25 protein-coding genes, 4 tRNA genes and 1 other annotated feature (1 of these 30 only partly in view) are annotated in these 25,456 nt (G+C 49.5%); of the genes, 23 read left to right on the plus strand and 6 right to left on the minus strand.

Annotation, left to right across the window (positions count from 1 at the left end):
* Positions 1-186: 186 nt before the first annotated feature.
* The 3 genes from LF929_RS04740 (at position 187) to cybB (ending at position 2,539) form a co-directional block, all read left to right on the plus strand.
* Positions 187-840 (plus strand): hypothetical protein, encoded by a 654-nt coding sequence (locus LF929_RS04740; protein WP_038905347.1) that lies wholly within the window; start codon positions 187-189, stop codon positions 838-840.
* A gap of 123 nt (positions 841-963) precedes the next feature.
* Positions 964-1,593 (plus strand): LysE family translocator, encoded by a 630-nt coding sequence (locus LF929_RS04745; RefSeq protein ID WP_038905346.1) that lies wholly within the window; start codon positions 964-966, stop codon positions 1,591-1,593.
* A gap of 412 nt (positions 1,594-2,005) precedes the next feature.
* Complete coding sequence (cybB, locus tag LF929_RS04750) at positions 2,006-2,539, plus strand: cytochrome b561 (RefSeq protein WP_038905345.1); 534 nt, start codon at positions 2,006-2,008, stop codon at positions 2,537-2,539.
* A gap of 54 nt (positions 2,540-2,593) precedes the next feature.
* Here the strand turns inward: cybB and LF929_RS04755 are convergent, their stop codons facing one another.
* Positions 2,594-3,103, minus strand: a complete 510-nt coding sequence (locus tag LF929_RS04755; protein WP_210177579.1) for an SRPBCC family protein — start codon at positions 3,101-3,103, stop codon at positions 2,594-2,596.
* 701 nt (positions 3,104-3,804) lie between these two features.
* Positions 3,805-4,005: a hypothetical protein gene (locus tag LF929_RS04760; protein ID WP_038908811.1), complete on the minus strand. Its 201-nt coding sequence runs from the start codon at positions 4,003-4,005 to the stop codon at positions 3,805-3,807.
* 1,232 nt (positions 4,006-5,237) lie between these two features.
* On the opposite strand from LF929_RS04760, the gene pncC reads away from it, so the two are divergent.
* The 13 genes from pncC (at position 5,238) to luxS (ending at position 14,982) form a co-directional block, all read left to right on the plus strand.
* On the plus strand, positions 5,238-5,726 hold the full coding sequence (gene pncC, locus LF929_RS04765) for a nicotinamide-nucleotide amidase (RefSeq protein ID WP_038905341.1): 489 nt from the start codon (positions 5,238-5,240) through the stop codon (positions 5,724-5,726).
* Between the two features lie 109 nt (positions 5,727-5,835).
* Positions 5,836-6,918 (plus strand): recombinase RecA, encoded by a 1,083-nt coding sequence (recA, locus tag LF929_RS04770; RefSeq protein ID WP_038908810.1) that lies wholly within the window; start codon positions 5,836-5,838, stop codon positions 6,916-6,918.
* A 42-nt stretch (positions 6,919-6,960) separates the two neighbouring features.
* Positions 6,961-7,449 (plus strand): recombination regulator RecX, encoded by a 489-nt coding sequence (gene recX, locus LF929_RS04775; protein ID WP_038905339.1) that lies wholly within the window; start codon positions 6,961-6,963, stop codon positions 7,447-7,449.
* Positions 7,450-7,585: 136 nt separating this feature from the next.
* A complete protein-coding gene (gene alaS, locus LF929_RS04780) occupies positions 7,586-10,213 on the plus strand; it encodes an alanine--tRNA ligase (protein ID WP_210175908.1) in 2,628 nt (875 codons plus the stop codon).
* A 322-nt stretch (positions 10,214-10,535) separates the two neighbouring features.
* Entirely contained in the window at positions 10,536-10,721 is a 186-nt protein-coding gene (csrA, locus tag LF929_RS04785; protein ID WP_005972168.1) for a carbon storage regulator CsrA, read from the plus strand.
* Between the two features lie 311 nt (positions 10,722-11,032).
* Positions 11,033-11,125 (plus strand) — tRNA-Ser (locus tag LF929_RS04790).
* Positions 11,126-11,132: 7 nt separating this feature from the next.
* Positions 11,133-11,209 (plus strand) — tRNA-Arg (locus LF929_RS04795).
* Between the two features lie 73 nt (positions 11,210-11,282).
* Positions 11,283-11,359, plus strand: a tRNA-Arg gene (locus tag LF929_RS04800).
* A gap of 58 nt (positions 11,360-11,417) precedes the next feature.
* Positions 11,418-11,494 (plus strand) — tRNA-Arg (locus LF929_RS04805).
* Positions 11,495-11,677: 183 nt separating this feature from the next.
* A complete protein-coding gene (yqaB, locus tag LF929_RS04810; RefSeq protein ID WP_210175788.1) occupies positions 11,678-12,244 on the plus strand; it encodes a fructose-1-phosphate/6-phosphogluconate phosphatase in 567 nt (188 codons plus the stop codon).
* The gene (locus LF929_RS04815; RefSeq protein ID WP_038905334.1) at positions 12,241-12,669 is read left to right on the plus strand and encodes a YqaA family protein; all 429 of its coding nucleotides are present in this window, start codon (positions 12,241-12,243) and stop codon (positions 12,667-12,669) included. The genes yqaB and LF929_RS04815 overlap by 4 nt, the downstream gene beginning before the upstream one ends.
* 80 nt (positions 12,670-12,749) lie before the next feature.
* Positions 12,750-14,300 carry a glutamate--cysteine ligase gene (gshA, locus tag LF929_RS04820; protein ID WP_226093587.1) on the plus strand — a complete coding sequence of 517 codons (1,551 nt, stop codon included), beginning with the start codon at positions 12,750-12,752 and terminating at the stop codon, positions 14,298-14,300.
* Between the two features lie 166 nt (positions 14,301-14,466).
* The gene (gene luxS, locus LF929_RS04825) at positions 14,467-14,982 is read left to right on the plus strand and encodes an S-ribosylhomocysteine lyase (protein ID WP_038908806.1); all 516 of its coding nucleotides are present in this window, start codon (positions 14,467-14,469) and stop codon (positions 14,980-14,982) included.
* 108 nt (positions 14,983-15,090) lie between these two features.
* Here luxS and LF929_RS04830 read toward each other — a convergent pair whose 3' ends face one another.
* Entirely contained in the window at positions 15,091-15,885 is a 795-nt protein-coding gene (locus tag LF929_RS04830) for an inner membrane protein YpjD (RefSeq protein ID WP_012885819.1), read from the minus strand.
* 172 nt (positions 15,886-16,057) lie between these two features.
* Between LF929_RS04830 and ffh the strand changes: the two genes are divergently transcribed.
* The 5 genes from ffh (at position 16,058) to rplS (ending at position 19,599) form a co-directional block, all read left to right on the plus strand.
* Positions 16,058-17,419: a signal recognition particle protein gene (ffh, locus tag LF929_RS04835; RefSeq protein WP_038905329.1), complete on the plus strand. Its 1,362-nt coding sequence runs from the start codon at positions 16,058-16,060 to the stop codon at positions 17,417-17,419.
* Between the two features lie 158 nt (positions 17,420-17,577).
* The gene (rpsP, locus tag LF929_RS04840) at positions 17,578-17,826 is read left to right on the plus strand and encodes a 30S ribosomal protein S16 (RefSeq protein WP_012885817.1); all 249 of its coding nucleotides are present in this window, start codon (positions 17,578-17,580) and stop codon (positions 17,824-17,826) included.
* 18 nt (positions 17,827-17,844) lie between these two features.
* On the plus strand, positions 17,845-18,393 hold the full coding sequence (gene rimM, locus LF929_RS04845) for a ribosome maturation factor RimM (RefSeq protein WP_016942120.1): 549 nt from the start codon (positions 17,845-17,847) through the stop codon (positions 18,391-18,393).
* Positions 18,394-18,431: 38 nt separating this feature from the next.
* On the plus strand, positions 18,432-19,181 hold the full coding sequence (gene trmD / locus LF929_RS04850; RefSeq protein WP_038905327.1) for a tRNA (guanosine(37)-N1)-methyltransferase TrmD: 750 nt from the start codon (positions 18,432-18,434) through the stop codon (positions 19,179-19,181).
* A gap of 70 nt (positions 19,182-19,251) precedes the next feature.
* Positions 19,252-19,599: a 50S ribosomal protein L19 gene (rplS, locus tag LF929_RS04855; RefSeq protein ID WP_012768745.1), complete on the plus strand. Its 348-nt coding sequence runs from the start codon at positions 19,252-19,254 to the stop codon at positions 19,597-19,599.
* A gap of 76 nt (positions 19,600-19,675) precedes the next feature.
* Here rplS and LF929_RS04860 read toward each other — a convergent pair whose 3' ends face one another.
* Complete coding sequence (locus LF929_RS04860) at positions 19,676-20,626, minus strand: cyclopropane-fatty-acyl-phospholipid synthase family protein (RefSeq protein WP_038908804.1); 951 nt, start codon at positions 20,624-20,626, stop codon at positions 19,676-19,678.
* Positions 20,627-20,935: 309 nt separating this feature from the next.
* Positions 20,936-21,415, minus strand: a complete 480-nt coding sequence (locus tag LF929_RS04865) for a DUF2799 domain-containing protein (RefSeq protein ID WP_226093586.1) — start codon at positions 21,413-21,415, stop codon at positions 20,936-20,938.
* 501 nt (positions 21,416-21,916) lie between these two features.
* Here LF929_RS04865 and LF929_RS04870 point away from each other — a divergent pair.
* Positions 21,917-22,981 (plus strand): 3-deoxy-7-phosphoheptulonate synthase, encoded by a 1,065-nt coding sequence (locus LF929_RS04870; protein WP_019845307.1) that lies wholly within the window; start codon positions 21,917-21,919, stop codon positions 22,979-22,981.
* A gap of 13 nt (positions 22,982-22,994) precedes the next feature.
* On the plus strand, positions 22,995-24,116 hold the full coding sequence (gene tyrA, locus LF929_RS04875; protein ID WP_038905324.1) for a bifunctional chorismate mutase/prephenate dehydrogenase: 1,122 nt from the start codon (positions 22,995-22,997) through the stop codon (positions 24,114-24,116).
* An 89-nt stretch (positions 24,117-24,205) separates the two neighbouring features.
* Here tyrA and pheA read toward each other — a convergent pair whose 3' ends face one another.
* Positions 24,206-25,363, minus strand: coding sequence for a bifunctional chorismate mutase/prephenate dehydratase (gene pheA, locus LF929_RS04880; protein ID WP_038909650.1), 1,158 nt, complete (start codon positions 25,361-25,363; stop codon positions 24,206-24,208).
* A gap of 22 nt (positions 25,364-25,385) precedes the next feature.
* Positions 25,386-25,456 (minus strand) — a sequence feature (Phe leader region); it runs 56 nt beyond the window's last position.

Consider the following 25,456-nt stretch of genomic DNA (forward strand, 5'->3'; position numbering starts at 1 on the left):
CTGATTTTTTCTTTTTTCTGATTTTTTATTCTGATGTTTTTGCGTGGGGTGTCGGTGTGGGTTGCCTGTTGGGGGGGTAAAGATTGGTGTGGAGAAGGCGATAAACACAGTGTACTCTGCGAAGAGCATCACCTGGGCCGTGCCCCGCTGATATCTGTCTTGATGACTGTTTAAAAGCCGGTAACCATGAGCTACATCGATACCATCAAACACGAACTGGTTGGTTTCCTGAACGGGCTGCCAATCTACCATCCGCTGGAAGAAGTGGCGGATTCGCCTTGGGGTGAGGATGATTTTTCATGCACACCCGACAATTTGATTATTGGCGGCGGGGCAGGTGAGCATCCGGCGCTGGTTATCCATGAGCTGGGGGCGCTGGTGGCGTCCTACCTATTGTTATGCCTGCAAAAGCACAATGAATTTTTTCCTGAGCAGCCAGACCCGCTACCGATAGTCTCGGTCGATCGCTTGTACGAAATGGCGGAGCGACCTCGCGCGCTGGAGTTTTGTGGCTGGTCGATGAATCACGTCAGAGAGTTTGTCGATTTGGCTCACTCGCCGTTGCACCCTAACCCGTTATCGGAAATGGGGAGTGCTGAAGAATGGATTGAACACTCTATTGGCGAGTTTGTTTACTACTCGTTGCCGGAATTGAATCCGTTCGACACGGCGATGGCGCTGTTGCCCGGTATGGAGGCGTGGTTTCCGGGATATTGGATGTGCAATGTCACCTGTCCGCCGCCAAATTATGTCAAAACACGAAAGCAGTCGTTACTGTCAGGCTCATTTCAGGATCACGGCTTTTTCCGGTGGGATTACCGTTATCCACCGGAGGAGTGATCGTGGCGGCGGTGTACTGGCAGAGCGGAGCGGGCGTTAGGCTGCACTGACGTGGGTTCAAATAGACAGGGGATTTAACTAATCGTTTTATCCGACATTCTGTGCGATTGATTGAGGTGAGTGATGGTGAGTGTGTCCCAATGGTTACCGTTTGCTGCTATTGCGTTAGGGTTGGTGTTAACGCCGGGTCCTAATATGATTTACCTGCTTTCTCGCACTGTGTGTCAGGGGCGTCGGGCTGGGCTGGTGTCGTTATCTGGCGTGGCGCTGGGTTTTTTGTTCTATATGACCGCGGCGGCACTCGGTATTACTGCGATCGTGATGGCGGTGCCATTAGCTTACGATGCGTTGCGAATTGCCGGGGCGCTATATTTGTTATGGCTGGCCTGGCAGGCTATACGGGGTGGCGCATCGCCTTTCCAGTTACGCCAACTTAAACCTGACAGTAATCGTCGCTTGTTCGTGATGGGGCTGGTCACCAACCTGCTTAATCCTAAAGCTGCCGTACTTTATCTCTCCCTTCTGCCGCAGTTTATCCGCCCGGAGCAGGGTAATGTCCTGGGGCAGTCGTTAACGCTTGGTATCACCCAGATATTTATCAGCATGACGGTTAATGCCTCGCTTATCATGGTCGCGGGCTATATCGCTGCTTTTCTGGCTGAGCGCCCGTTGTGGCAACGAGTGCAACGCTGGCTGATGGGAACGGTACTGGCAGGGCTGGCGGTGAGAATGTTGGTAGACAGTCGGCGCTAATGAGTCGCAGGTAGTCAGGCATGCGGCTGGCAAGCGTCAGCCGTTTTTCATGTATCTCATACGTCTCCTGTGCCTTGCTCCGATATACCCGGCAAAATGATGCTATCCCCGCCAAATTCGACTTACATCCTACCAATCAACCTTACTGACCGATGACAGTTCTATACACTGAAGCTGGTAATGTTTGTCTCAACCCTTGTTGATGTTGTGTTATTCATCCCTGTCAGAGAGTAGTAGTTTTTTTCCCGCCTTCCATCAAGGCGGGATTTTTTTGCCCGTAAGATTTTTGGGGTTATCAAAAAGTCTTGCTACAGTGAGCGAAAAACTAATGTTGGCTTAATAGAGTGAAGCTAGGCTATATGCGTCCTATATTCACACACTGATTGTATGCTCAATACAGAGAAGGAATTCCATGAAGACTAAGTATCATTCATCTCAGATTCTGTTGCACTGGCTGGCGTTTCTGTTGGTGGTGGCAACCTATGCAGCGATGGAGCTGCGAGGTTTTGCTCCGCGTGGAAGCAGTGCACGGGCGCTAATGTCGACGATCCATTACAGTTGCGGTGTATCCGTTTGGGTGTTGATGATCCTGCGGGTAGTGCAACGTTTCCGTCATGCTACACCGCCTATTACGCCGCAACCTGATCGCCTGATGATGATTGCTTCCCATGCGGTGCATGGCTTTTTGTATCTGATGTTTCTGGCGCTGCCGGTATTAGGCGTAGTGGGGATGTATTATCGCGGCGATGCCTGGTCAGTCTTTGGTATTGCGATGCCGTTTGCTGCTGACCCGAATGACGACATCAGGCACACACTGCTGAGCATTCATGAACTGATTGCTAACGCAGGGTATTTCCTGGTGGGGCTGCATGCCGTTGCTGCCCTGTATCATCACTATGTGGTGCGTGACAATACACTGCTGAGAATGATGCCCAACAAGAAATAATGTTGTGGGTGTAAAAGACGACGGGCGGCTGAGGATTCCTCGCCGCCCGTTTTTTTATGCATTCTGGTTAGAGGAGGTCGTGGTGCCAGGGTGCTCTGCCATCTGCTTAAAGCGCAGTAAGGTCTTGTGCAGCATTTCTTTAGGTAACAGCTGAAACACCTGACTGAGAGCCCTTCCCAGAAAGCCGCCTGGTGGGTCAAACCGGATGCTGAGTGTGACTTCAGTATTCTCGCTGTTTGGTATAGGGCGAAAGACCAGGCATCCTTCATTAGGAATTTTGGCACCAGGGAGTGAACGCCAGTAGATAAACTGGCCGGGTTGTTCATCCTCAATACGTGCACGCCACTCGATGTACTGGCCGAAGGGGGCCTTCATGCGCCACAGTGAGTCTGTGTGATTAATGATGTCGATATGAGCGACATGGTTCATCAATACCGGAAGTGTTTCGGGGTTGCGCCACAAATCAAACAACACATCAGCCGATTGGCGAATAATCAGCGAACTGCTGAGCTGATCGGCATGGTTGTCCATCATGCCGGGTCTGCGTGGGAATGTTGATGGCATAGTGTCTTCTCCCTTCAATGCCGCCCGAATGCTGCCCAAAACAGGCAATGTCCCGTGATTATTATGTCGACACAGTCATGAACATTGCGGCAAACGCGGGCTGTAGAATACGGTGCAATTATCTCTTTTGGCGAGTGTACGTGATGGCTGGGCAAACCTGCAAATCCGGTAAAATAAAAGCCCGATTTTGCGATGTGGCTGTCCCGATACCATCGGTTATCTCGGGGCTATTGGTTATCGAGGGATTATGGCCGTGATTGGGTACCGGTCACTCAGTTGTGTTGCCTGGGGGCAGGGCATGATGTTTTGCAGTGAGCGCAGAAAATGCGTGTACTCACAAAACACGAAGAATGGTGGTCGATTTTTAGGCAAAGTTGCCGGTATCTGTTACACTTTACTTAGTGTTAATTGACTGCTGTGCCATGTTAGAAAGTAAGAATTTTATTTTCGATGTTCATTCTTATTTAGCCCATCGCCTGATGGGCTTTTTGTTTTCTGATAATAACGGTAAGTATTATTGGCTGCGTGTTCTTCTTTTTCATGTTTACCCCCTTCATACTTCAGGTATTCGGCGTGTTTGTCTGCAGCTGTAATCATCTGGAATAAATGTTGCCATTGTCACAGAAAAAATGGTTTTTATTTTTATTGTTAAGGTTGATTTAATCTCCTCGGTGTAATGTTGTTTTCAGTTAAGAACGTTCTTAGCGCCAAAACACCAGGGTTTTACTCATAATAATATAGCCTCTTTGCCCACCGTCAGGTGGGCTTTCCTTTTTGTTCTCGCCATCCGTCGACATGCGAGTGTGTAGGCTGAATTCATTCTTTTTCTTCCTTTCTATACCTAAGTGGTTTTGGGTGTGCATTTGTTGTGTTGGTTGCCGGGAAATAAGAGAGGTTTTCATTGTGTACATTTTCCTGATTGTTGAGAGGTGTGGGGGAATAATGGAACTGAAAAATGATATCTAAAAAAATCTGTTTTTTTTGTTTTCCTAATGTTGGCTTAATCTTAATCCCATAGGATAGCTTTCAGGCGGAGGAAAACCGCCAACCTGTGTCTTCAGGATGCTTCATGCCAGAGAATAGTGTCATTTGCCCACCCTCGCGGTGGGCTTTTTTTTGGTTCGATAACAGTGAGTTTTATTTTCGATTTTTTATTAATTCTTGATGATTTCAGGATAAAACTAAGGTTATTTTAAGGATGGTCGGGTAGATTCATAAACAGACAGTGGATGGATAGCTGTCGTGCCAGTACTACGAAATCCTTGCTGTTGAAAAACCCAATAGCTTTGCCCACCTTTATGGTGGGCTTTTTTTTATCTATTATCGATGTTTTTTTAAGGTAATATGGTTTAGTAAGGAATAATCATGATGGGAATTAAAAATATTTTTTTGTTGGTGTCATGTTGGCATTTTTTCTTCCGATAAATAAAATAGGTGAGAGAGTAAGTCAGTTTTTTAATACGCACTGCATGTAAAAAAGTGTGAAAAGGGAAAATGGGAGAGTGAATGTATCGCGCTAACTACCCGCCAGGGATGAAAAAACAAGAATAAATAAGGTTTCTATTATTGATTGCCAGCCACGTTGTCGCCCTGTCGCAAGCTCTGTTTCTGGTATAAAGACCATCAGAAATAAACGGGGATAAGCGATGTTCCTGCAACCGGCAGGTAACGGTAATAGCATACGTAGTCTGCTCGCTTGATGCGTTAATCCACCATGTAGCTCACGGTATTGCGTAGCAAGAGTGTTTATACCTTCCGGGATGCCATTCCCACCAGGCCTGTCAGCTGACAGGCCTGCATTATTTTAGCGTCAGAGACCGTGTGGCTTATGTGCTTATACATTCAATTCGGCGCAGACATTGCGGTGCGATGTTCGGCTGTACGTCGGCGATGCCCTGTTATACCAATAAAAAAGCCCCGAGGCGGGGCATGCATGTCATAAAACGCTATCGCCGTTATTATTGTATGTAGAGCATATACCGAGACAGTGACAATACTACGACAGTCTGCCAGACGATGTTGCGCGCTGCTTCGCATTCCTGTTACGTAAAAAGGTTTTCAAAGGAAAAATGCTACCCTGAAAAAGAAGGGGCACCTTACTATTGGGCCGCGATGGATAAAACGGGATACCGTGATGACAGAAAAAGATGTATTGCAACTGAGCGTGCAGCTTGGAGAGCGGCTGAAAGCGCGTCAGGCGAAGATAACCTGTGCTGAGTCCTGTACCGGTGGGTGGTTGGCGAAAGCGATCACGGATGTGGCTGGTAGTTCCGCATGGTTTGATTATGGCTTTGTGACTTACAGCAATCAGGCTAAGCAGTCGCTCATCGGCGTACAGGAAAATACGCTGACACAGTATGGCGCAGTAAGTCATGAAGTCGTGACGGAAATGGCCCGTGGGGCGCTGAGCCGTTCTGGAGCCGATTTTGCGGTATCCATCAGCGGTGTTGCGGGTCCTGATGGTGGAACGCCAGATAAACCGGTAGGGACCGTATGGTTCGGTTTTAGCGATAAAGCGGGCAACATCATCACCCAGCGGATGCAGTTTGACGGCGATCGTCACGATGTTCGCTTGCAGGCCGTGGCTTTTGCTCTGCAAACGTTGCAGGAGAGATTTTTATAAAATAGGCTTGATGCTGTATGAGTATACAGTATAATGCGGCCATCGGTTCGGTGAATCATGAATAAGCAACAGCGTAGAAGCAGCGGCAAGCTGCGCGACAGGAGTAAAAATGGCTATTGATGAGAACAAACAAAAGGCACTGGCGGCAGCGCTGGGTCAGATCGAAAAACAATTCGGTAAAGGTTCTATCATGCGTTTGGGCGAGGATCGCTCAATGGATGTTGAAACGATCTCCACAGGTTCCTTGTCGCTTGATATCGCACTGGGTGTTGGTGGTTTGCCAATGGGCCGTATTGTTGAGATTTACGGTCCGGAATCCTCTGGTAAAACGACGCTGACATTGCAGGTGATTGCTGCCGCACAGCGTGAAGGTAAAACCTGTGCGTTCATTGATGCCGAACACGCGCTGGATCCGATCTACGCTAAAAAGTTGGGTGTTGATATCGATAATCTGCTGTGTTCCCAGCCGGATACCGGCGAGCAGGCACTGGAGATTTGTGATGCGCTGGCACGTTCTGGTGCAGTTGATGTCATTATCGTCGACTCCGTTGCTGCACTGACGCCGAAAGCAGAAATTGAAGGGGAAATCGGCGATTCCCACATGGGGCTTGCGGCTCGTATGATGAGTCAGGCTATGCGTAAGCTGGCCGGTAACCTCAAGCAATCCAATACACTGCTGATCTTTATCAACCAGATCCGTATGAAGATTGGTGTGATGTTCGGTAACCCCGAAACCACGACCGGTGGTAACGCGCTGAAATTCTATGCTTCTGTCCGTCTGGATATTCGCCGTATTGGCTCTATCAAAGAAGGTGACGAAGTTGTCGGGAGTGAAACCCGCGTTAAAGTTGTGAAGAACAAAGTTGCAGCGCCATTCAAGCAAGCTGAATTCCAGATTCTGTATGGCGAGGGGATTAATACCTTCGGTGAGCTGGTTGATCTTGGCGTGAAGTTTAAGCTGATTGAAAAAGCCGGTGCCTGGTACAGCTACAATGGTGACAAAATTGGCCAGGGTAAGGCTAACGCCTGTAATTTCCTGAAAGAAAATCCAGCCATCTCTGCTGAACTCGACAAGAAGCTGCGCGAATTGTTGCTGCATAAAGGTAACGAAGCGGTATCAGGTGGCGTCAGCAGTAGTGAACGTGCCGAGTACAATGAAGAGGCTGCTGGCGAACTGAACGACGACTTTTAATGGACGTCGTTACACAGACAGCATGTTTTCAGAGTAATCGGTATGCCTAACGTACTCCGCTATGCAATAAATGTGCTGGCTGTGCGAGATCACAGTGAAATGGAATTACGCCGCAAGATTGCGGCGTATTTACAATCAAATATTGAATGTGAGAGTACGGAGCGCTGCGCTGTACTTTCTGAATTTGATACCCAGGTCGAACAGGCAGTCATCAGCTGTCGGCAGCAAGGCTGGCTGGATGACGAGCGTTATGCAGAGCGTTATATCAGCAGCCGCAGCCGCAAAGGATACGGTACACAGCGTATCTGCGCCGAGCTCAGTCAGCGGGGCATCGACAAATCAGTCCAGCGTGTGGCTCTGCAGTCCTGCGACATTGACTGGTATTTACAAGCTCAAGCAGTCGCGAACCGTAAATTTGGATCACCATTGCCAACAAGCTGGCAGGAGCGAGCCAAAGTTCAACGCTATTTGCTGTATCGCGGCTTTTCCCACGATGAAATTCAGTCGATATATATGAATTTTTCCGATTGAACGCATACGGGATTTTACTTCCCTCCTAAGAAAATTTATCTTATTCCCACTTTTTGTTCGCGTTTGGCTCGGTCACGTCAGTATGTTGCACCCACCTTGCCCGCGACTGTTCTTTTAGCTTGATTTCAGGACAATTATGAGCAAGAGCACCGCTGAGATCCGTCAAGCGTTTCTCGACTTTTTCCATAGTAAAGGACATCAGATTGTCGCCAGCAGTTCGCTGGTGCCGAACAATGATCCCACACTGTTGTTTACCAATGCCGGGATGAACCAGTTCAAGGATGTTTTCCTTGGGTTGGACAAACGCAACTATGTGCGAGCCACGACGTCTCAGCGTTGTGTCCGTGCTGGTGGTAAACATAACGATTTGGAGAACGTGGGCTATACGGCGCGTCATCACACGTTCTTCGAAATGCTGGGTAACTTTAGCTTCGGTGATTATTTCAAACGCGACGCCATTACTTATGCCTGGGAGTTGTTGACCAGTTCTCAGTGGTTTGGCTTACCCAAGGAAAAACTGTGGGTTACGGTTTACGCCTCCGATGATGAAGCCTATGACATTTGGGCCAACGAGGTAGGTGTCCCGCGTGAGCGTATTATCCGTATCGGTGATAATAAAGGCGCACCGTACGCATCAGATAACTTCTGGCAAATGGGTGATACCGGCCCTTGCGGCCCATGCTCTGAAATTTTCTACGATCACGGCGATCACATCTGGGGGGGACCGCCGGGAAGTCCTGAAGAAGATGGCGATCGTTACATCGAAATTTGGAACCTGGTATTCATGCAGTTCAACCGACAGGCTGACGGTACGATGCTGCCGTTGCCGAAACCATCGGTAGATACCGGCATGGGGCTGGAGCGTATTTCCGCTGTTCTGCAACATGTGAACTCTAACTACGATATCGATTTGTTCAAAACGTTGATCGCCGAGGCGGCCCGTGTGGTGGGAACCGACGATTTGAACAATAAATCGCTGCGCGTTATTGCCGACCATATCCGTTCCTGTGCATTTTTGATTGCCGATGGTGTCATGCCATCGAATGAAAACCGTGGTTATGTGCTGCGCCGTATTATTCGCCGTGCGATCCGCCACGGGAATATGCTGGGAGCGAAAGAAACATTCTTCTACAAGCTGGTCGGTACCCTGATTGAAGTGATGGGGGCAGCAGGTGAAGAGCTTAAACGTCAGCAAAGCCTGGTTGAACAAGCGCTGAAGAATGAAGAAGAACAGTTTGCCCGCACACTGGAACGTGGTCTGCTGCTGCTGGATGAAGAAATTAAGCAGCTTAAAGGCGATACGCTGAGCGGTGAAGCGGCGTTCCGTCTTTATGACACCTACGGTTTCCCTGTTGATTTGACGGCGGATGTGTGCCGTGAACGTAACCTGAAAGTAGACGAAGCTGGGTTTGAACGTGCCATGGAGGCGCAACGCCAACGGGCGCGTGATGCCAGCGGCTTTGGTGCTGACTATAACAGCCTGATCCGTGTGGATGCGTCTACCGCGTTTTGTGGCTATGAACGTACCGAGCAGCAATCGACTGTCGTCGCTATCTACCGTCAGGGTGAATCAGTGCAGGAAATTCAGGCGGGTGACGATGCGGTTGTGATTCTGAGCGAAACGCCATTCTACGGTGAGTCTGGCGGTCAGGTGGGTGATCAGGGTGAGTTGATATCTGCTACTGCCCGTTTCTCCGTTGCCGACGCACAGAAATACGGTCAGGCAATCGGTCACATTGGTTCGTTGGCCCAGGGTGTCTTGCGGGTCAATGACAAGGTGAATGCGGTAGTTGATCAGGTTCGTCGTGACCGCATTCGTCTGAACCATTCCGCGACTCACTTACTGCATGCAGCTTTGCGTCAGGTCTTGGGTGAACATGTCGCGCAGAAAGGTTCGTTGGTCAATGACAGCTACCTGCGCTTTGACTTCTCTCATCCAGAAGCGATGAAACCTGAGCAAATTCGTCAGGTAGAAGATATCGTCAATACCCAGATTCGTCGTAATCTGTTGATTGATACGGATGTGATGGCGTTGGATGCTGCCAGAGCGAAAGGCGCGATGGCGCTGTTTGGCGAGAAATATGATGAGCATGTCCGCGTGCTGTCGATGGGGGATTTTTCCATTGAATTGTGCGGTGGTACACACGCTCGTCGTACTGGTGATATCGGTTTGTTCCGGATTGTATCTGAGTCTGGTACCGCAGCAGGTATCCGCCGCATTGAAGCCGTTACCGGTGAAAATGCAATAGTTGCCCTACATGAGCAGAGTGATGTGTTGCATGAAGTCACGCAGTTGGTGAAGGGGGATAGCAACAATCTGGCTGACAAAGTGCGTTCGTTGCTGGAACGTAACCGCGGGCTGGAAAAAGAGTTGCAGCAGTTGAAGGAACAGCAGGCCGCTCAGGAGAGTTCTTCACTGTCCAGTAAGGCGAAAGAGATCAACGGTGTGAAGTTACTTGTCACGCAATTGAACAACGTTGAGCCTAAGTTGCTACGGACTATGGTAGATGATCTGAAGAATCAACTGGGTTCTGCGGTGATCGTGCTGTCGACAGTCGCGGATGGTAAAGTCAGCCTGATCGCGGGTGTGACCAAAGAATTGACTGACCGTGTCAAAGCGGGTGAGCTGGTTGGCTTTGTGGCAAATCAGGTCGGCGGTAAGGGCGGTGGTCGTCCGGATATGGCCCAGGCAGGTGGTAGTGATGTGGATGCGTTGCCATCAGCGTTGACCAGCGTTGAAGCCTGGGTGGTTGATAAGCTATAAATACTAAATACGTGTTATCCCGGCAAAAACGCCATGACTTTGAGTGGTTTTGGCGTTTTTGGCTTGCGGTAAGGATGGCCGTAAACAAGACTGATAAACAGGTCGTCTGTGGGGTTCCCGAGACGGCCAGTGAGGCCAGTTTTGGTTGTGATAACAAAAAGCGCAAGCTGTCTTATATCGACTAAACTGAACACTAGTAACAAACAATGAGTGCGATGATGAGACATTTTCGTCATCCAGGTTTACGTCTTCCCCAACCATGATGGATAATGACGGGAGAACGGAGAGACCTGACTCTTTATAATCTTTCAAGGAGCAAAGAATGCTTATTTTAACTCGTCGAGTTGGCGAAACCCTCATGATCGGCGATGAGGTTACGGTTACCGTACTAGGAGTAAAGGGCAATCAGGTTCGTATCGGCGTTAATGCGCCGAAAGAAGTGTCTGTACACCGTGAAGAGATCTACCAGCGTATTCAGGCAGAGAAATCTCAGCCTACCTCCTACTGATTTGAATAGCGTCTCGTGTTGACGAGGCGCTGTTGTTGTTCGAATGTTTTTTCGTCTGCTCCCTGTGTTTCCTTATTTCCGTCAATAAATGGTTACCCGGTATTTGCTTTTGTGAATCTGAATAACTGGTTGTTTTATTGGCGATAAAACATGCTTTTTGTTGTTAATCTGTTCTTGTTGGGTGCGAAGTGTTCAAACGGAACTGATATCGGAAAAATTGTTTGACTTATAAGACCGGGAAAGTAATATGTGCGCCACGCAGACAGGTGAGCGCTGAATGAAAACGAAATTCAGCGGTTATGTGTCGGTACGGTGAGGTGGCCGAGAGGCTGAAGGCGCTCCCCTGCTAAGGGAGTATGCGGTCAAAAGCTGCATCGAGGGTTCGAATCCCTCCCTCACCGCCATTAAATTGCATCCGTAGCTCAGCTGGATAGAGTACTCGGCTACGAACCGAGCGGTCGGAGGTTCGAATCCTCCCGGATGCACCATTTAATGGATGCGTTATGACAACAGTGTTGTCGGCAATACAATTTAAGAGAAGTTTTCAGTAATTCTTGAAATGCATCCGTAGCTCAGCTGGATAGAGTACTCGGCTACGAACCGAGCGGTCGGAGGTTCGAATCCTCCCGGATGCACCATTCTCCTGATGCTGTTTCCTCTTGTTGTAAAATGCACAATCTAATTAGTTTCCGAAATGCATCCGTAGCTCAGCTGGATAGAGTACTCGGCTACGAACCGAGCGGTCGGAGGTTCGAATCCTCCCGGATGCACCATCTCTTGATTTACCTCCTTTATTCTTCCTGACATTGCTCCTTTTACATCGCGTATCAAACGTATGTGGCTTTCTGTCCTTAGTCATGGCCATTTCACTGTTTTTAATGGGGTTATTGAGTAAGCGACAATATTTTTACTTTGCGTTAAAGTAGTCCTCTCTTTTCGATAGGTACGGAATCATGATGTACGATCGCTATCAGGGCCTCATATTCGACATGGATGGCACCATCCTTGATACAGAGTCCACCCATAGCCGCGCATGGCAACAGGTGTTGGCGAAGTACGGTATGAGCTATGACGACGATGCGATGACGGCACTGAATGGTGCGCCGACCTGGCGTATTGCTGAGGTTATTCTCCATCATCATCAATCAGACCTTGATCCGCATGTACTGGCGGCTGAGAAGGCGTCAGTGATTGAAACCATGTTGATGGATACGGTGCAACCGTTACCACTCATTGAGGTTGTCAAGGCATATCATGGTCGCCGTCCGATGGCGGTGGGGACCGGCAGTACGCATGGTCTGGCTGAGCGTTTATTACGCCACCTGGGATTGCGCGATTATTTTACTGCGCTGGTAGGTGCTGACGATGTGCAACGACACAAGCCTTTTCCGGATACGTTTTTGCGTTGTGCGGCATTGATTCAGGTTGCTCCTGAGCATTGTGTGGTGTTTGAGGATGCTGACTTTGGCGTACAGGCAGCAATCAGCGCAGGTATGGCTGTTGTTGACGTAAGAACGTTGTGAGTGAGTACTGGGCAGTATTTTCCCTGTTCTGGAGTAGCTTTCTGAGTGCAACGCTGTTGCCGGGCAGCTCAGAAGTCGTATTGATCTCGTTGTTATCGAGCCACAGCGCTAGCCCGTTGTGGCTCATTCTGATTGCTTCTATTGGTAATACGCTCGGTGGCATCACCAATATTGTTATCGGGCGTCTGGCCCCTGAGCTTAAACCGCAAAAAGGGCTGGAGACGGCGCGCCGCTGGCTGCTGCGTTATGGCACGGCAGCACTATTATTTAGCTGGGTACCGATAGTCGGCGATATATTGTGTGTACTGGCAGGTTGGCTGAGGATGCCCTGGGTGGGTTCAGTCATGTGTATTTTTATCGGAAAAACGTTGCGCTACCTGATCATCGCTGGTGTAACGCTGCAATGGACGATGGGGGCAGGGTGAGTTGTAATCATGATTGTTGTCCCCATATACCATCCATTATTCTTATTAACACAACTACATCTTCATAGCGGGAGGTCAATTTGATCCCGGACGTATCAAAAGCGCTGTCCTGGCTGGAAAAACATCCTCAGTCGATAACAGGGATCCAGCGTGGTATTGAGCGTGAAACACTGCGTGTGATGGCAAATGGGCATCTTGCGACGACAGGGCATCCAGAGACTCTCGGGGCGGCGTTGACTCATCCCTGGATTACGACGGATTTTGCTGAGGCGCTGCTGGAGTTCATAACGCCAGTTGACAAGGATATTGATCACCTACTGACCTTTTTGCGTGATATTCATCGGTATGTTGCCCGTCATCTGGATGATGAGCGTATGTGGCCGTTGAGCATGCCTTGCTTTATTGAAGCAGGGCAGGATATTGAACTGGCGCAATATGGATCATCGAATATTGGTCGCTTCAAAACCCTATATCGTGAAGGGCTCAAGAATCGCTATGGCGCGTTGATGCAGACCATTTCCGGTGTGCATTATAATTTTTCGCTGCCGTTAGCATTCTGGCAGGCTCGGGCTGGGATTGCCGATGCCGACAGCGGTAAGGAAGCGATTTCTGCCGGGTATTTCCAACTGATCCGTAATTACTACCGTTTCGGTTGGGTTATCCCTTATCTGTTTGGGGCCTCTCCGGCTATTTGTTCCTCTTTCTTGCAAGGTAAAGAAACCCATCTGCCGTTTGAGCGTTCAAAAGGCATGCTCTATCTGCCCTATGCGACATCATTGCGATTGAGTGACCTGGGGTATACCAATAAGTCACAGAGCAATCTCGGTATTACCTTTAATAGCCTCGAAGGCTATGTGTCGGCACTGAAAAAAACTATCCAAACGCCCTCGCAAGAGTACGCCAGGATTGGTCTTAAGAAAGATGGGCGTTATCTGCAACTGAATACCAATGTGTTGCAGATTGAAAACGAACTGTACGCCCCGATTCGCCCCAAACGCGTCACTCGTCCTGGCGAGTCACCTTCCGACGCATTGCTGCGTGGCGGTATTGAGTATATTGAAGTGCGTTCGTTGGATATCAACCCGTTCTCGGCGACAGGTGTCAGCGAAGAACAGGTACGGTTCCTCGATCTATTCCTGATCTGGTGTGCACTGGCGGATGCGCCGGAAATGAGTGAAGCAGAATTGCTCTGTACACGCAAAAACTGGAATCAGGTCATTCTGGAAGGACGTAAGCCTGGACAAACAATAGGGATGGGATGTGACACAGCCCGTCAGCCTATCGCAGAGGTTGGGCGCGCGTTGTTTGCTGATTTACGTCGTGTGGCGGAACTGTTGGATCAAGATCAGACTACGCCGTACTATCGACAGGTCTGTGACCAACTGGTAGAAGGGTTCGATGATCCCGACAAGACTTTCTCTGCACGCATATTGGCGATGATGCTGGAGCAGGGGAGCGGTGGTGTGGGCCTTCAACTGTCCGCTCAATACCGTGAGCAATTATTGCAAGAACCGTTGGAAATTTTGTCTGAAACCCAGTTTGCCTCAGAGTGTGAGCGTTCGTGGCAGCACCAGCGTCAACTGGAGTCGGAAGATATGCTAAGCTTTGACGCTTATCTGGCCGGTCAGTAAGGTCTATAAAAGAAAACGCCACCCGATTGTCATCGGGTGGCCAAAGAAACATCTCTGATAATAGGGATGATGATAATAAATGCGCGTCTTTCATATGTTATGACCGGTATCGGTAAGAAAAGTTTCCTGGAAACGAGAAATAAATTTTTCATGAGGAGGTGGCAACATGCCATTACTAGATAGTTTTACTGTCGATCATACTCGTATGGCTGCACCTGCCGTTCGCGTAGCCAAAACCATGACAACCCCTCATGGTGATACGATTACCGTGTTTGATTTGCGTTTCTGTCGCCCGAACTATGAGATCATGCCAGAGCGCGGTATCCATACTCTGGAGCATCTGTTCGCTGGATTTATGCGTGATCATCTGAACGGTGATGGTGTGGAAATTATCGATATCTCTCCAATGGGATGTCGCACCGGTTTCTACATGAGCCTGATTGGTACGCCGCAAGAGCAGCGTGTGGCTGATGCCTGGAAAGCGGCGATGGCGGATGTGCTCACGGTTACGGATCAACGTAAGATCCCTGAGTTGAACGAATACCAATGCGGTACCTATGAGATGCATTCTCTGACCGAGGCACAGGATATTGCGCGTCATATTTTGGATCAGGGGGTTCTTGTCAATAAGAACGACGATCTGGCGCTGCCGAAAGACAAGCTGGCCGAGTTGCATATCTGAGCGATGTGAATCCTTCGCGTTGTAAAAACTCGTGTTGTAAAAAAAAGAGAGCATTGCTCTCTTTTTTTATGCCTCATTACGCCCACCGTTTTCGGCAGGTCACAAGCGTCAGTGCGCCAGAAAGTTCTGGATGACCCGGCTGCCAAAGTAGGAAAGCGTCAGGAGTAATGCGCCAATAAGATTGAACCATACAACCCGGCGTCCGCGCCAACCTTCGTGGTAGTGACCCCAAAGCAGCAGAATATAGACAAACCATGCCAGCAAGGAGAACAGCGCTTTATGCAGGTTCTCTTTATTGCTGAGCAGATCATTCATGTAGATAAGCCCGGTACACAACGTGAGCGTCAGCAGAATGACGCCGATCTGGGTAATGTGGAACATTTTTCGCTCAATACCCAGCAACGGTGGCATATCAGCGGTAAATCCCAGCCTCTTGGTTTTCAGCATATAGTCCAGCAGTGCCAGTTGTAATGCATACAACGCGGCAATCATCAGCGTGGCATACGCAAACAGCGCCAGACCGATATGTACCATCAGGCCTGGTTGTGCTTCGAGATGGGTAATAAATTCACCAGGCATAAAACTGGCAAAGGCCAGATTGATGAAGGCAAAGGTGTAGACGATGGGTAACAAAAACCAGCCGCGATTACGTGACGCTACGATAGTCATCACGGTGCAGATAATCAGGCTTATTAGTGAGCCCATATTGAGCAGGCTCAGGTTTTGCCCAACCTGTACGTTAAAAATACGCTGATACAAGGCCACTGCATGGCAGATCAGGGCGATCGTGGCGGAGACGACGGCCAGACGTCGGTAGGCTCCGTTTTTCCGCACCAGGCTCGGAATAATCAATCCCAGACTGAGGAAATAGGTCGCTAAAGCTACAATGGCGAAGACAGACATAGCAATGGGTTATTCGCTATCAACTAAGTAAAATGAAAGGTCAGTATAGCCGTAGTCGACACCGCCACCAACCAGTTATCCGTGCCGTTGCACGCAGATTGGTCTGGCTTTCGTGTTATACTTATCGCCATTCGCGTCGCGGTAGCGGCCAGTTTCACATTGAGCATGAGATATGTTTGAAAATTTAACCGATCGACTATCGCGCACTCTGCGCAATATCAGCGGCCGTGGGCGGCTGACGGAAGACAATATCAAGGATACGTTGCGTGAAGTCCGTATGGCTTTGCTGGAAGCGGATGTGGCGCTGCCAGTGGTGCGTGATTTCATTAACCGTGTCAAAGAACAAGCGGTGGGCCATGAGGTCAATAAGAGCCTGACGCCGGGTCAAGAGTTCGTCAAAATTGTGCAAAACGAGCTGGTGGCGGCCATGGGCGAAGTCAACCAGGCGCTCAATTTGGCGGCCCAACCACCGGCTGTCGTGTTAATGGCTGGCCTGCAAGGGGCAGGTAAAACCACCAGTGTTGCTAAACTGGGTAAATTCCTGCGTGAAAAGCAGAAAAAGAAAGTTCTGGTTGTCTCGGCGGACGTGTATCGCCCGGCAGCTATCAAACAGTTGGAAACATTGGCACAGACTGTTGGTGTTGATTTCTTTCCTTCTGATGCGAATGAAAAACCCGTTGATATCGTTAATCACGCCCTACAGCATGCCAAACTGAAGTTCTATGATGTGCTGTTAGTGGATACCGCCGGTCGTCTGCATGTTGATGATGCGATGATGGACGAAATCAAGCAGGTGCACGCGTCGATCAACCCGGTAGAAACGCTATTCGTTGTTGACGCGATGACGGGGCAGGATGCTGCGAATACCGCGAAAGCCTTCAATGAAGCGTTGCCGTTGACTGGGGTGATTTTGACCAAGATCGATGGTGATGCTCGCGGCGGTGCGGCACTCTCCATCCGTCATATCACTGGCAAGCCTATCAAGTTCTTAGGTGTGGGCGAGAAGACCGATGCACTGGAGCCTTTTTACCCCGACCGTATCGCCTCTCGCATTCTGGGGATGGGCGACGTACTCTCGTTGATCGAAGAGTTAGAAAGCAAGGTTGATCGCTCTCAGGCAGAAAAGCTGGCCAAGAAACTGAAAAAGGGCGATGGCTTTGACCTGACCGATTTTCTGGATCAACTCAAGCAGATGCGCAACATGGGTGGCATGGCCAGCATGATGAGCAAGTTGCCGGGCATGGGGCAGATTCCAGATAACGTTAAATCGCAGATGGATGACAAAGTGCTGGTGCGTATGGAGGCTATCATCAACTCCATGACGCTACAGGAGCGCGCTAAACCAGAAATCATCAAAGGATCGCGCAAGCGTCGCATTGCAATGGGGTCTGGTATGCAGGTGCAGGACGTTAACCGGTTGCTGAAACAGTTTGACGATATGCAGCGCATGATGAAAAAGATGAAGAACGGCGGTCTGGCCAAGATGATGCGTGGCATGAAAGGAATGATGCCGCCAGGTTTTCCGGGCCGTTAAGACGTAATGTATGACCCCGAAAGAAAAGTCGATGGTGTGAACGCATGGTTTTAGATTGCTTTTTGCACCAAAATGAGTAAAATCTTTGGGCTTTTTATATGACACTGGGCCCCGTTCCTCGATGGGGCCCGGTTGTTTTATTAACTAAAGAGGATGTTATGGTAACAATTCGTTTGGCACGTGGCGGCGCTAAAAAACGCCCGTTCTATCAAGTCGTTGTGACCGATAGCCGCAATGCGCGCGACGGTCGTTTCATTGAGCGTGTAGGTTTCTTCAACCCGATCGCTACCGGTAAAGCAGAAGCTCTGCGTCTGGACCTTGATCGTATCGAGCACTGGGTTGGCCAGGGCGCTACCGTTTCTGATCGCGTTTCCGCGCTGATCAAAGACGCGAAAAAAGCAGCATAATCTGTTGCGGTGGTGGTAATGAGCAAGCAACTCAGCCCGAAAGCCCCGGTCAACCCGGTTGTATTGGGAAAATTGGGGTCGACGTACGGCATTAAAGGTTGGCTCAGAGTGTTTTCATCCACCGAAGACGCCGAAAGCATTTTTGATTATCAACCTTGGTTTATCCGGAACAAAGGGCTGTGGCAACCGATCGAGATCGAGAGCTGGCGGCACCATAATCAGGACCTGGTCATCAAGATTAAAGATATTGACGATCGGGAAGCGGCGAATTTATTGACCAATTGCGAAATTGTCGTGGATTCGGCTCAATTGCCTGACCTGGATGAGGGTGATTATTACTGGAAGGATCTTATTGGTTGCGACGTTGTCACCGTAGGTGGCTACGAACTGGGAAAAGTCATCGATATGATGGAAACCGGTTCTAATGACGTTTTGGTCGTGAGAGCCAACCTGAAAGATGCTTACGGGGTTAAGGAACGGTTGATTCCGTTTCTGACTGAACAGGTTATCAAGCATGTTGACCTGTCTACGCATCGTATTGAAGTAGACTGGGATCCTGGTTTTTGAACTCTATAGAGTCTGCAGTCAATGAGTGGAACGGTACTATGTGGATTGGGGTGATTAGCCTGTTTCCTGAGATGTTCCGCGCCATTACTGATTATGGAGTCACTGGCCGGGCAGTTAAAAATGGCCTGCTGAGCGTACAGTACTGGAGTCCTCGAGACTTCACTTACGATCGACACCGTACTGTGGACGATCGCCCTTATGGCGGCGGCCCCGGTATGTTGATGATGGTGCAACCTTTGCGGGATGCCATTCATGCAGCGAAAGCAGCGGCAGGCGAAGGGGCCCGGGTGATTTATCTGTCACCGCAGGGTCGCAAACTGGATCAGCAAGGCGTACGTCAACTCGCCGCACACCAGAAGATAATCCTGGTTTGTGGAAGGTACGAGGGCATTGATGAGCGAGTCATTCAAACCGAAATTGACGAAGAATGGTCAATCGGTGACTACGTTCTCAGTGGTGGCGAACTGCCAGCAATGACGCTGATTGATTCGGTCGCCAGGTTTATTCCCGGCGTTCTGGGTCATGAGGCATCGGCACAAGAAGATTCTTTCGCCGATGGATTGCTGGATTGTCCCCATTATACCCGTCCTGAAGTGTTGGAAGGTATGGATGTACCGGCGGTGTTGCTGTCGGGCAATCATGCTGAAATACGCCGCTGGCGTTTGAAGCAGTCGCTGGGCCGAACCTGGCTTAGAAGACCTGAACTTCTGAAAAGCCTAGCTCTGACTGACGAGCAAGCAACGTTGTTGACTGAGTTTCAGCAGGAATATCAGTCTGAACAACAATGAGTATTAGGGGGGCGTTGCGGCAGTGCCGGGCGAACCCGAATATCAGTTTACCTAGGGTAAGAGACATATTATGAGCAATATTATCAAGCAGCTTGAACAAGAGCAGATGAAGCAAGACGTACCTGCATTCCGTCCGGGTGACACCGTGGAAGTTAAGGTATGGGTCGTTGAAGGTTCTAAAAAACGTCTGCAGGCATTCGAGGGCGTGGTTATCGCAATTCGTAACCGCGGTCTGCATTCTGCATTCACTGTTCGCAAGATTTCTAACGGCGAAGGTGTAGAGCGCGTATTCCAGACGCACTCTCCGGTAGTGGATAGCATTACCGTTAAACGTCGTGGTGCTGTGCGTAAAGCCAAACTGTACTACCTGCGTGAGCGTGCTGGTAAGTCTGCTCGTATCAAAGAGCGTCTTAACTAAGCATCCGCTTTCGCAACATCCGAAAGCGATAAGGGGTGGCATTTGCCACCCCTTTTTCTTTGATACTTTCTCTGTGCTATGCCGCGCTTTCCGTTTTCCGGGCGATAACGGTAGGGTATATAGACATGCGGTCATCGATAAAGCGTATGTCGTGAAACCCGGCGTTTTCCAACTGGCGTTGTGTCTGACGGTGGGTACGAAATGCCGTCCACTTTGCTTCTAGAATGCGTGAGAACAGCAAATGTTGTAAGGGAAGTAAGCGTTGCTCTTCCTCTGTGACTTTCCAGGTCGATTCTGACGACAACACCGGGGGCGGTGTCAAAAAACTGGTGATCAGTATACCGCCTGGTTTTAGCGCATGATTGAATGCGCGATAAAGATTGGTAACTCGCTCATCATCTTGCTCATACACGTTGAGCCCGTTGCTGGTGAGAATATCTACCGGCTCAGGGAGTTGTAATGACCAGGCATCACTCTGCAACAATGTAATGTGATTATCACAATGTTGTTGTCTCGCTAGCGAATCCGCTGCTTCCAGCGCCTGATAATCCAAATCTACGCCGATTAACCGTACATTCTGATGGTGAGAATAGTCCAGCAACAGTAAATCACCCATCAGCCCACAGGGGACCGAGGCCAGAACCATTCCATCATGTAGCTGTGACTGCAACTGCTGGCGGAAAATGCTAAACCGTTCACGGGTAGCGAGTACGGCCGGTAACCGTTCATATATCAATCGTTCCAGATCACTATGAGAAGGGAGTGTTACGCTGCCGGATGAGTAAGTGACCAGATGATGAGTCCAGTAGGCATTCAATCCCCTGTGCGCCAGTAAGAAGCGACCTAAATCGAATGTCGACAGATCTTCGGCGATCGCAATTTGCTCTTCTACTGTAGCTCCGGGGAGATCCCCTGCCTCTTGTAGCCTGATTTTGACTGAATTAAGCGTTATATCGAGATCATCTTTTTTATGTAATTGATGTGAAAGCAGTTTCCCTTGTCCAGAATATAGCGACGTGTTTTTCATAATCAGATCCTGTTTGCCAGCTTATTGCGTGCATAAATGCGGTGGAGGTTCAGCCAGAGCAATGATGGCAAGACAAGGTAAACGTGTGTTTACTTCCATTTTGTGCAGGTTTTTATTTTTCTTGGTTATTATTTATAAACGTTATTATAAATATGGTTTGTTTTTGTGGGGAGGTGATTTATCTGAAAGCTTGGTGATGTGCTCATCAAACAGGTTGTATATCCAGATCCCCCTCGGTGTAACCTAAGGGGGTTATAATTCCGATGGAATAACTTTTTCTATAACAAGATGTTATGCGAGGTACGCGCGTTAGTGGGCAGAGCCGACGGCGAGTGGAAGACTATCTGCCGCACGCTGCCACACTTTTTTTAACGTTTCAGCGTCATTGGCTCCATCACAACTGGGAGGAAAGGGTTTTCCCGCTCGTCCCCAGGCCTCAATGTTACTGCTATTGCACCATGCACGCTGACCAGCCTGATATCCATCCAGATAAGCGTGGCGATCAACATCTGGGTTACCAAACCATTCTGACAGTGTTTCGTCATCTTTGACGATAAGTCCACTGCTTGCGTCGTTATACCCAGCCTCATACCAGACGCTATGCCCGTTTTTAGTCGGTGACGTTGATGGTGGCGGCTGACAGCCGACAAGAAGCAATAACCCCACGAGTACCATACCGTTTCTCATGATTGAACCTGCACTATTTGCTGCTGGATAGATGAATACCCCTAATATTACGCAATTCCCTGTTTTTCCTTTAATGATTTCAGATAGAGAACGGCTATTCACGGCTTTTGCTGCCAGATTGAACGCCTGAGCTCCCCCTTCAACCGTGATGTTGAAAGCGAGTAGGGGATGTTGATAGCGTAAAGAATGGGTTGTGTATAAAATAATTTACAGTTGTGGTTTGTGTATGCCAACTGGTTTCAAGCAGGAGTCGGTGACAAGATGTCCAATAATCAGGTTGCATTCATTTATCGTTATTGGTGAGAAATGGTGTGTTTGTCCTTTAATGTATTCATATTTATTGGTTTTTTCGTATTTTTTGGCGGGGTTTTGTAAAAAGCACACGGGGTGGGTATGTGACTTCTTTCCTGTTTTGCTGTAGTGGCAACATATTCTTTTAATCCACACAGCCAGCATCTGTGATGCAGGTACGACTTTCTACTAGTAATCTTAACTTTACACTTATGGCTTGTGGTGTTTACGGGTGGTGTGCTAAGGTGTGAACCTGTTACTGATAATGACGACCGCTCCCTTCATACCAAAGGAATAAACAGGATCACCATCATGCAAAAAGACACGCTCAATAATATCCATATCAGCGCCGAACAGATTCTCATCACGCCTGACGAACTGAAAGCCAAATTCCCGCTTAACGAGCCGGAACAGTTGGCGATAGCGCAAGCGCGTAAAACCATTGCTGACATTATTCATGGTAATGATAAGCGTCTGCTGGTGGTGTGTGGTCCCTGTTCTATTCATGATACGGATGCCGCACTGGAGTATGCCCGTCGTCTGCAGTCTTTATCAGCCGAATTGAGCGATCGGTTGTATATCGTTATGCGTGTCTATTTTGAAAAACCTCGTACTACCGTTGGCTGGAAGGGGCTTATCAATGATCCTTACATGGATGGTTCCTTTGATATGGAAGCGGGGTTACATATCGCCCGTGACCTGTTGTTGAAACTGGTCAATATGGGGTTACCACTGGCGACCGAGGCATTGGATCCCAATAGCCCGCAATACCTGGGTGATCTGTTTAGCTGGTCGGCGATTGGTGCCAGAACCACCGAATCCCAGACCCATCGCGAAATGGCTTCCGGGCTGTCTATGCCTGTAGGGTTTAAGAACGGTACAGACGGTAGTCTGGGGACGGCTATCAATGCGATGAAAGCCGCTTCAATGCCTCACCGTTTTGTGGGCATCAACCAGAGTGGGCAGGTGTGTTTGCTGCAAACACACGGGAACCCGGATGGGCATGTAATCCTGCGTGGCGGTAAAACGCCGAATTACAGTGCAGAAGACGTCGCTGAATGTGAAAAACAGATGCGCGATGCGGGACTGAATCCGGCGCTGATGATAGATTGTAGCCACGGTAACTCCAACAAAGACTACCGTCGGCAGCCGTTGGTAGTCGAGTCTGTGATTGAACAGCTCAAATCGGGCAATCGTTCTATCATCGGACTGATGCTGGAAAGTCACATCCATGAAGGTAATCAGTCATCCGAGCAACCGCGAGCGAACATGCGCTATGGTGTGTCGGTGACCGATGCCTGCATCAGTTGGGAAAGCACAGAAACATTGTTGCGCTCGGTTCATAAAGAACTGGGTGCGATAAGCGCCAATCAGTAAGGAGAAGAACAAGATGGTCGCTGAACTGACCGCATTGCGTGATCAGATAGATGAGGTAGATAAAGCATTATTGGCGTTGTTATCGCGCCGGTTGCGCCTGGTGGCGGAAGTCGGCGAGGTGAAAAGTCGTTATGGTTTGCCAATTTATGCGCCTGATCGGGAAGCAGCAATGCTGAGTTCACGACGTAAGGAAGCCGAATCGTTAGGTGTTCCTCCTGATTTGATCGAGGATGTTTTGCGTCGGGTGATGCGGGAGTCCTATGCCAGTGAGAATGACAAAGGGTTTAAAACACTTTCCCCGTCGCTACGACCGATTGTGATCGTCGGTGGACGTGGGCAGATGGGGCGTCTGTTTGACAAGATGCTGACGCTGTCTGGCTATCAGGTTCGTATTCTGGAACAAGAGGATTGGCCACAGGCACAAGCCCTGCTGGCCGATGCTGGCATGGTTATTGTGAGCGTTCCGATCCATGTGACTGAGCAGGTTATTGCTCGTCTTCCCCGACTACCTGATGACTGTATTCTGGTTGATCTGGCTTCGGTTAAAAATGGGCCTCTGCAGGCGATGTTGGCGGCACATCATGGTCCGGTTCTGGGATTGCACCCCATGTTTGGCCCAGATACAGGCAGCCTGGCTAAACAGGTTGTGGTGTATTGCGATGGGCGTCAACCTGAAGCCTATCAATGGTTGCTGGAGCAAATCCAGGTATGGGGAGCCCGCTTACATCGTACCAGTGCAGTGGAGCATGACCAGAACATGGCGTTCATTCAGGCGTTGCGCCATTTCGCGACCTTTGCCTATGGGCTTCATCTGGCAGAAGAAAATGTGCAACTGGAACAATTGCTGGCGCTCTCTTCGCCGATATATCGCCTTGAACTGGCGATGGTGGGGCGCTTGTTTGCACAAGACCCGCAACTCTACGCCGACATCATCATGTCTTCTGGCAATAATCTTGCGTTGATCAAACGCTACTACCAGCGTTTTGGTGAAGCGATTTCGTTGCTGGAAGCGGGGGACAAAGAGGCGTTTGTCCGCAGTTTTGAGAAGGTTGAACACTGGTTCGGCGATTATTCCCGGCGGTTCATGGCGGAAAGTCGCACTCTGTTGCGCCAGGCGAACGATATTCGCCAGTAGTCAGTAATAGGTCTTCATAAAAAACCACCATCCTGAGATGGTGGTTTTTTTGCTGATAAAGTCGCAGTGCATGCCTGGCATCATGCCGGTTATGACGGCTCTACTGGCACTACATTTTCACTGGGGTAGCAGCCCAGAACCTTGAGTGAACGTGTAATCGCCGCCAGTCCCTGTAGGGCCTTACGGGTTGTGTCATTACGCAGATTCGCCTGCACATCAATATAGAACATCTCTTCCCACGGGTTGCCATTTATGGGGCGTGACTCGAGTTTGGTCATCACAATACCATGTTCACGTAGCACCAACAGTGCCTCCACCAGTGCACCGGATTGCTGGCCTGTCGCCATGATCAGGGTGGTTTTAGCCGGAACTTGCTCGGTGACTTCAATAGGCTTGCGAGCCAGAACGATGAATCGGGTGATGTTTTGCGCCTGATTAGCCAGGTTATGCTCTAACACCTGCAATTGATAAAGCATTCCACCTGCCTCGCTGCCCAGCGCCGCGGCATGTGGGGAATTGAGCTCAGCGACTTTTGCCATGGCAGCCGCAGTGCTTTCACAATACTCGATTTTCCAGTGTGGAAACCGGTTAATAAAATGACTGCACTGCTGGAAAGGTTGTGGGTGGCTATAAACAGTCTGGATTTGATCCAACTGCGTATCTACTGCTACTAACACACAATGGTCAATGGGGGTGCTCAGTTCGCCGACGATGGATAATCCGGTATGTTGCAGCAGGTCGTAAACATCGTTGATTGAGCCGGAGCTGGTGTTCTCTATCGGCAGTACAGCGTAATCTGCCTGCCCGGTTTCCACCAGGTTGACGATGTCCTGAAAACGTTGACAGCCACATTCCACGATCTGGTCAAAGTGGCGTGCCGCATACTGGCGCGCAGCTAAATGGGAATAGGAGCCTTTGGGGCCGAGAAAAGCGATGCGGGCAGAGTGAGATTCGCCCGCGTTCAGATGCTGCTGCAGCAGCGCCTGCTGCGTCAGAACGGAGTCCTCGATAATCAACTGGAACAGACGGGTAATATAATGGCCGTCGAGCTGCCGTTTCTTCCCTTCATCAACTAACCGGGACAGTAAATCCCGCTCACGTTCTTTGTCGCGAATGGGACGATGAGAATGCTGTTTGGCCCTCGCCACATCGAGCGCGAGTTCTCGCCGTTGCGCTAACAGGTCGAGTAGTTGTGTATCCAGCGCGGTAATACGTTCGCGCAGCGCCAGTAATGGATTATCGGTCATGGTGTATACCTGTTTGCTGTCCAATAAAAAAGCCTCCTGGGTGAGGAGGCTTTTTTTGTTCGTCTTCGTATTCTTACTCACACGACAAATCTG

Source organism: Dickeya oryzae (assembly GCF_020406815.2).
Lineage (GTDB): Bacteria > Pseudomonadota > Gammaproteobacteria > Enterobacterales > Enterobacteriaceae > Dickeya > Dickeya oryzae.

Bases quoted from the DNA above. Each gene is read 5' to 3' on its own strand.
- recA (WP_038908810.1), top strand. From the start codon at position 5,836: ATGGCTATTGATGAGAACAAACAAAAGGCACTGGCGGCAGCGCTGGGT.
- LF929_RS04870 (WP_019845307.1), top strand. From the start codon at position 21,917: ATGCAAAAAGACACGCTCAATAATATCCATATCAGCGCCGAACAGATT.
- tyrA (WP_038905324.1), top strand. From the start codon at position 22,995: ATGGTCGCTGAACTGACCGCATTGCGTGATCAGATAGATGAGGTAGAT.
- pncC (WP_038905341.1), top strand. From the start codon at position 5,238: ATGACAGAAAAAGATGTATTGCAACTGAGCGTGCAGCTTGGAGAGCGG.
- ffh (WP_038905329.1), top strand. From the start codon at position 16,058: ATGTTTGAAAATTTAACCGATCGACTATCGCGCACTCTGCGCAATATC.
- recX (WP_038905339.1), top strand. From the start codon at position 6,961: ATGCCTAACGTACTCCGCTATGCAATAAATGTGCTGGCTGTGCGAGAT.
- LF929_RS04755 (WP_210177579.1), bottom strand. From the start codon at position 3,103: ATGCCATCAACATTCCCACGCAGACCCGGCATGATGGACAACCATGCC.
- rimM (WP_016942120.1), top strand. From the start codon at position 17,845: ATGAGCAAGCAACTCAGCCCGAAAGCCCCGGTCAACCCGGTTGTATTG.
- alaS (WP_210175908.1), top strand. From the start codon at position 7,586: ATGAGCAAGAGCACCGCTGAGATCCGTCAAGCGTTTCTCGACTTTTTC.
- LF929_RS04740 (WP_038905347.1), top strand. From the start codon at position 187: ATGAGCTACATCGATACCATCAAACACGAACTGGTTGGTTTCCTGAAC.
- rpsP (WP_012885817.1), top strand. From the start codon at position 17,578: ATGGTAACAATTCGTTTGGCACGTGGCGGCGCTAAAAAACGCCCGTTC.
- LF929_RS04860 (WP_038908804.1), bottom strand. From the start codon at position 20,626: ATGAAAAACACGTCGCTATATTCTGGACAAGGGAAACTGCTTTCACAT.
- LF929_RS04745 (WP_038905346.1), top strand. From the start codon at position 964: ATGGTGAGTGTGTCCCAATGGTTACCGTTTGCTGCTATTGCGTTAGGG.
- trmD (WP_038905327.1), top strand. From the start codon at position 18,432: ATGTGGATTGGGGTGATTAGCCTGTTTCCTGAGATGTTCCGCGCCATT.
- rplS (WP_012768745.1), top strand. From the start codon at position 19,252: ATGAGCAATATTATCAAGCAGCTTGAACAAGAGCAGATGAAGCAAGAC.
- yqaB (WP_210175788.1), top strand. From the start codon at position 11,678: ATGTACGATCGCTATCAGGGCCTCATATTCGACATGGATGGCACCATC.
- luxS (WP_038908806.1), top strand. From the start codon at position 14,467: ATGCCATTACTAGATAGTTTTACTGTCGATCATACTCGTATGGCTGCA.
- cybB (WP_038905345.1), top strand. From the start codon at position 2,006: ATGAAGACTAAGTATCATTCATCTCAGATTCTGTTGCACTGGCTGGCG.
- pheA (WP_038909650.1), bottom strand. From the start codon at position 25,363: ATGACCGATAATCCATTACTGGCGCTGCGCGAACGTATTACCGCGCTG.
- csrA (WP_005972168.1), top strand. From the start codon at position 10,536: ATGCTTATTTTAACTCGTCGAGTTGGCGAAACCCTCATGATCGGCGAT.
- LF929_RS04830 (WP_012885819.1), bottom strand. From the start codon at position 15,885: ATGTCTGTCTTCGCCATTGTAGCTTTAGCGACCTATTTCCTCAGTCTG.
- LF929_RS04760 (WP_038908811.1), bottom strand. From the start codon at position 4,005: ATGAAAACCTCTCTTATTTCCCGGCAACCAACACAACAAATGCACACC.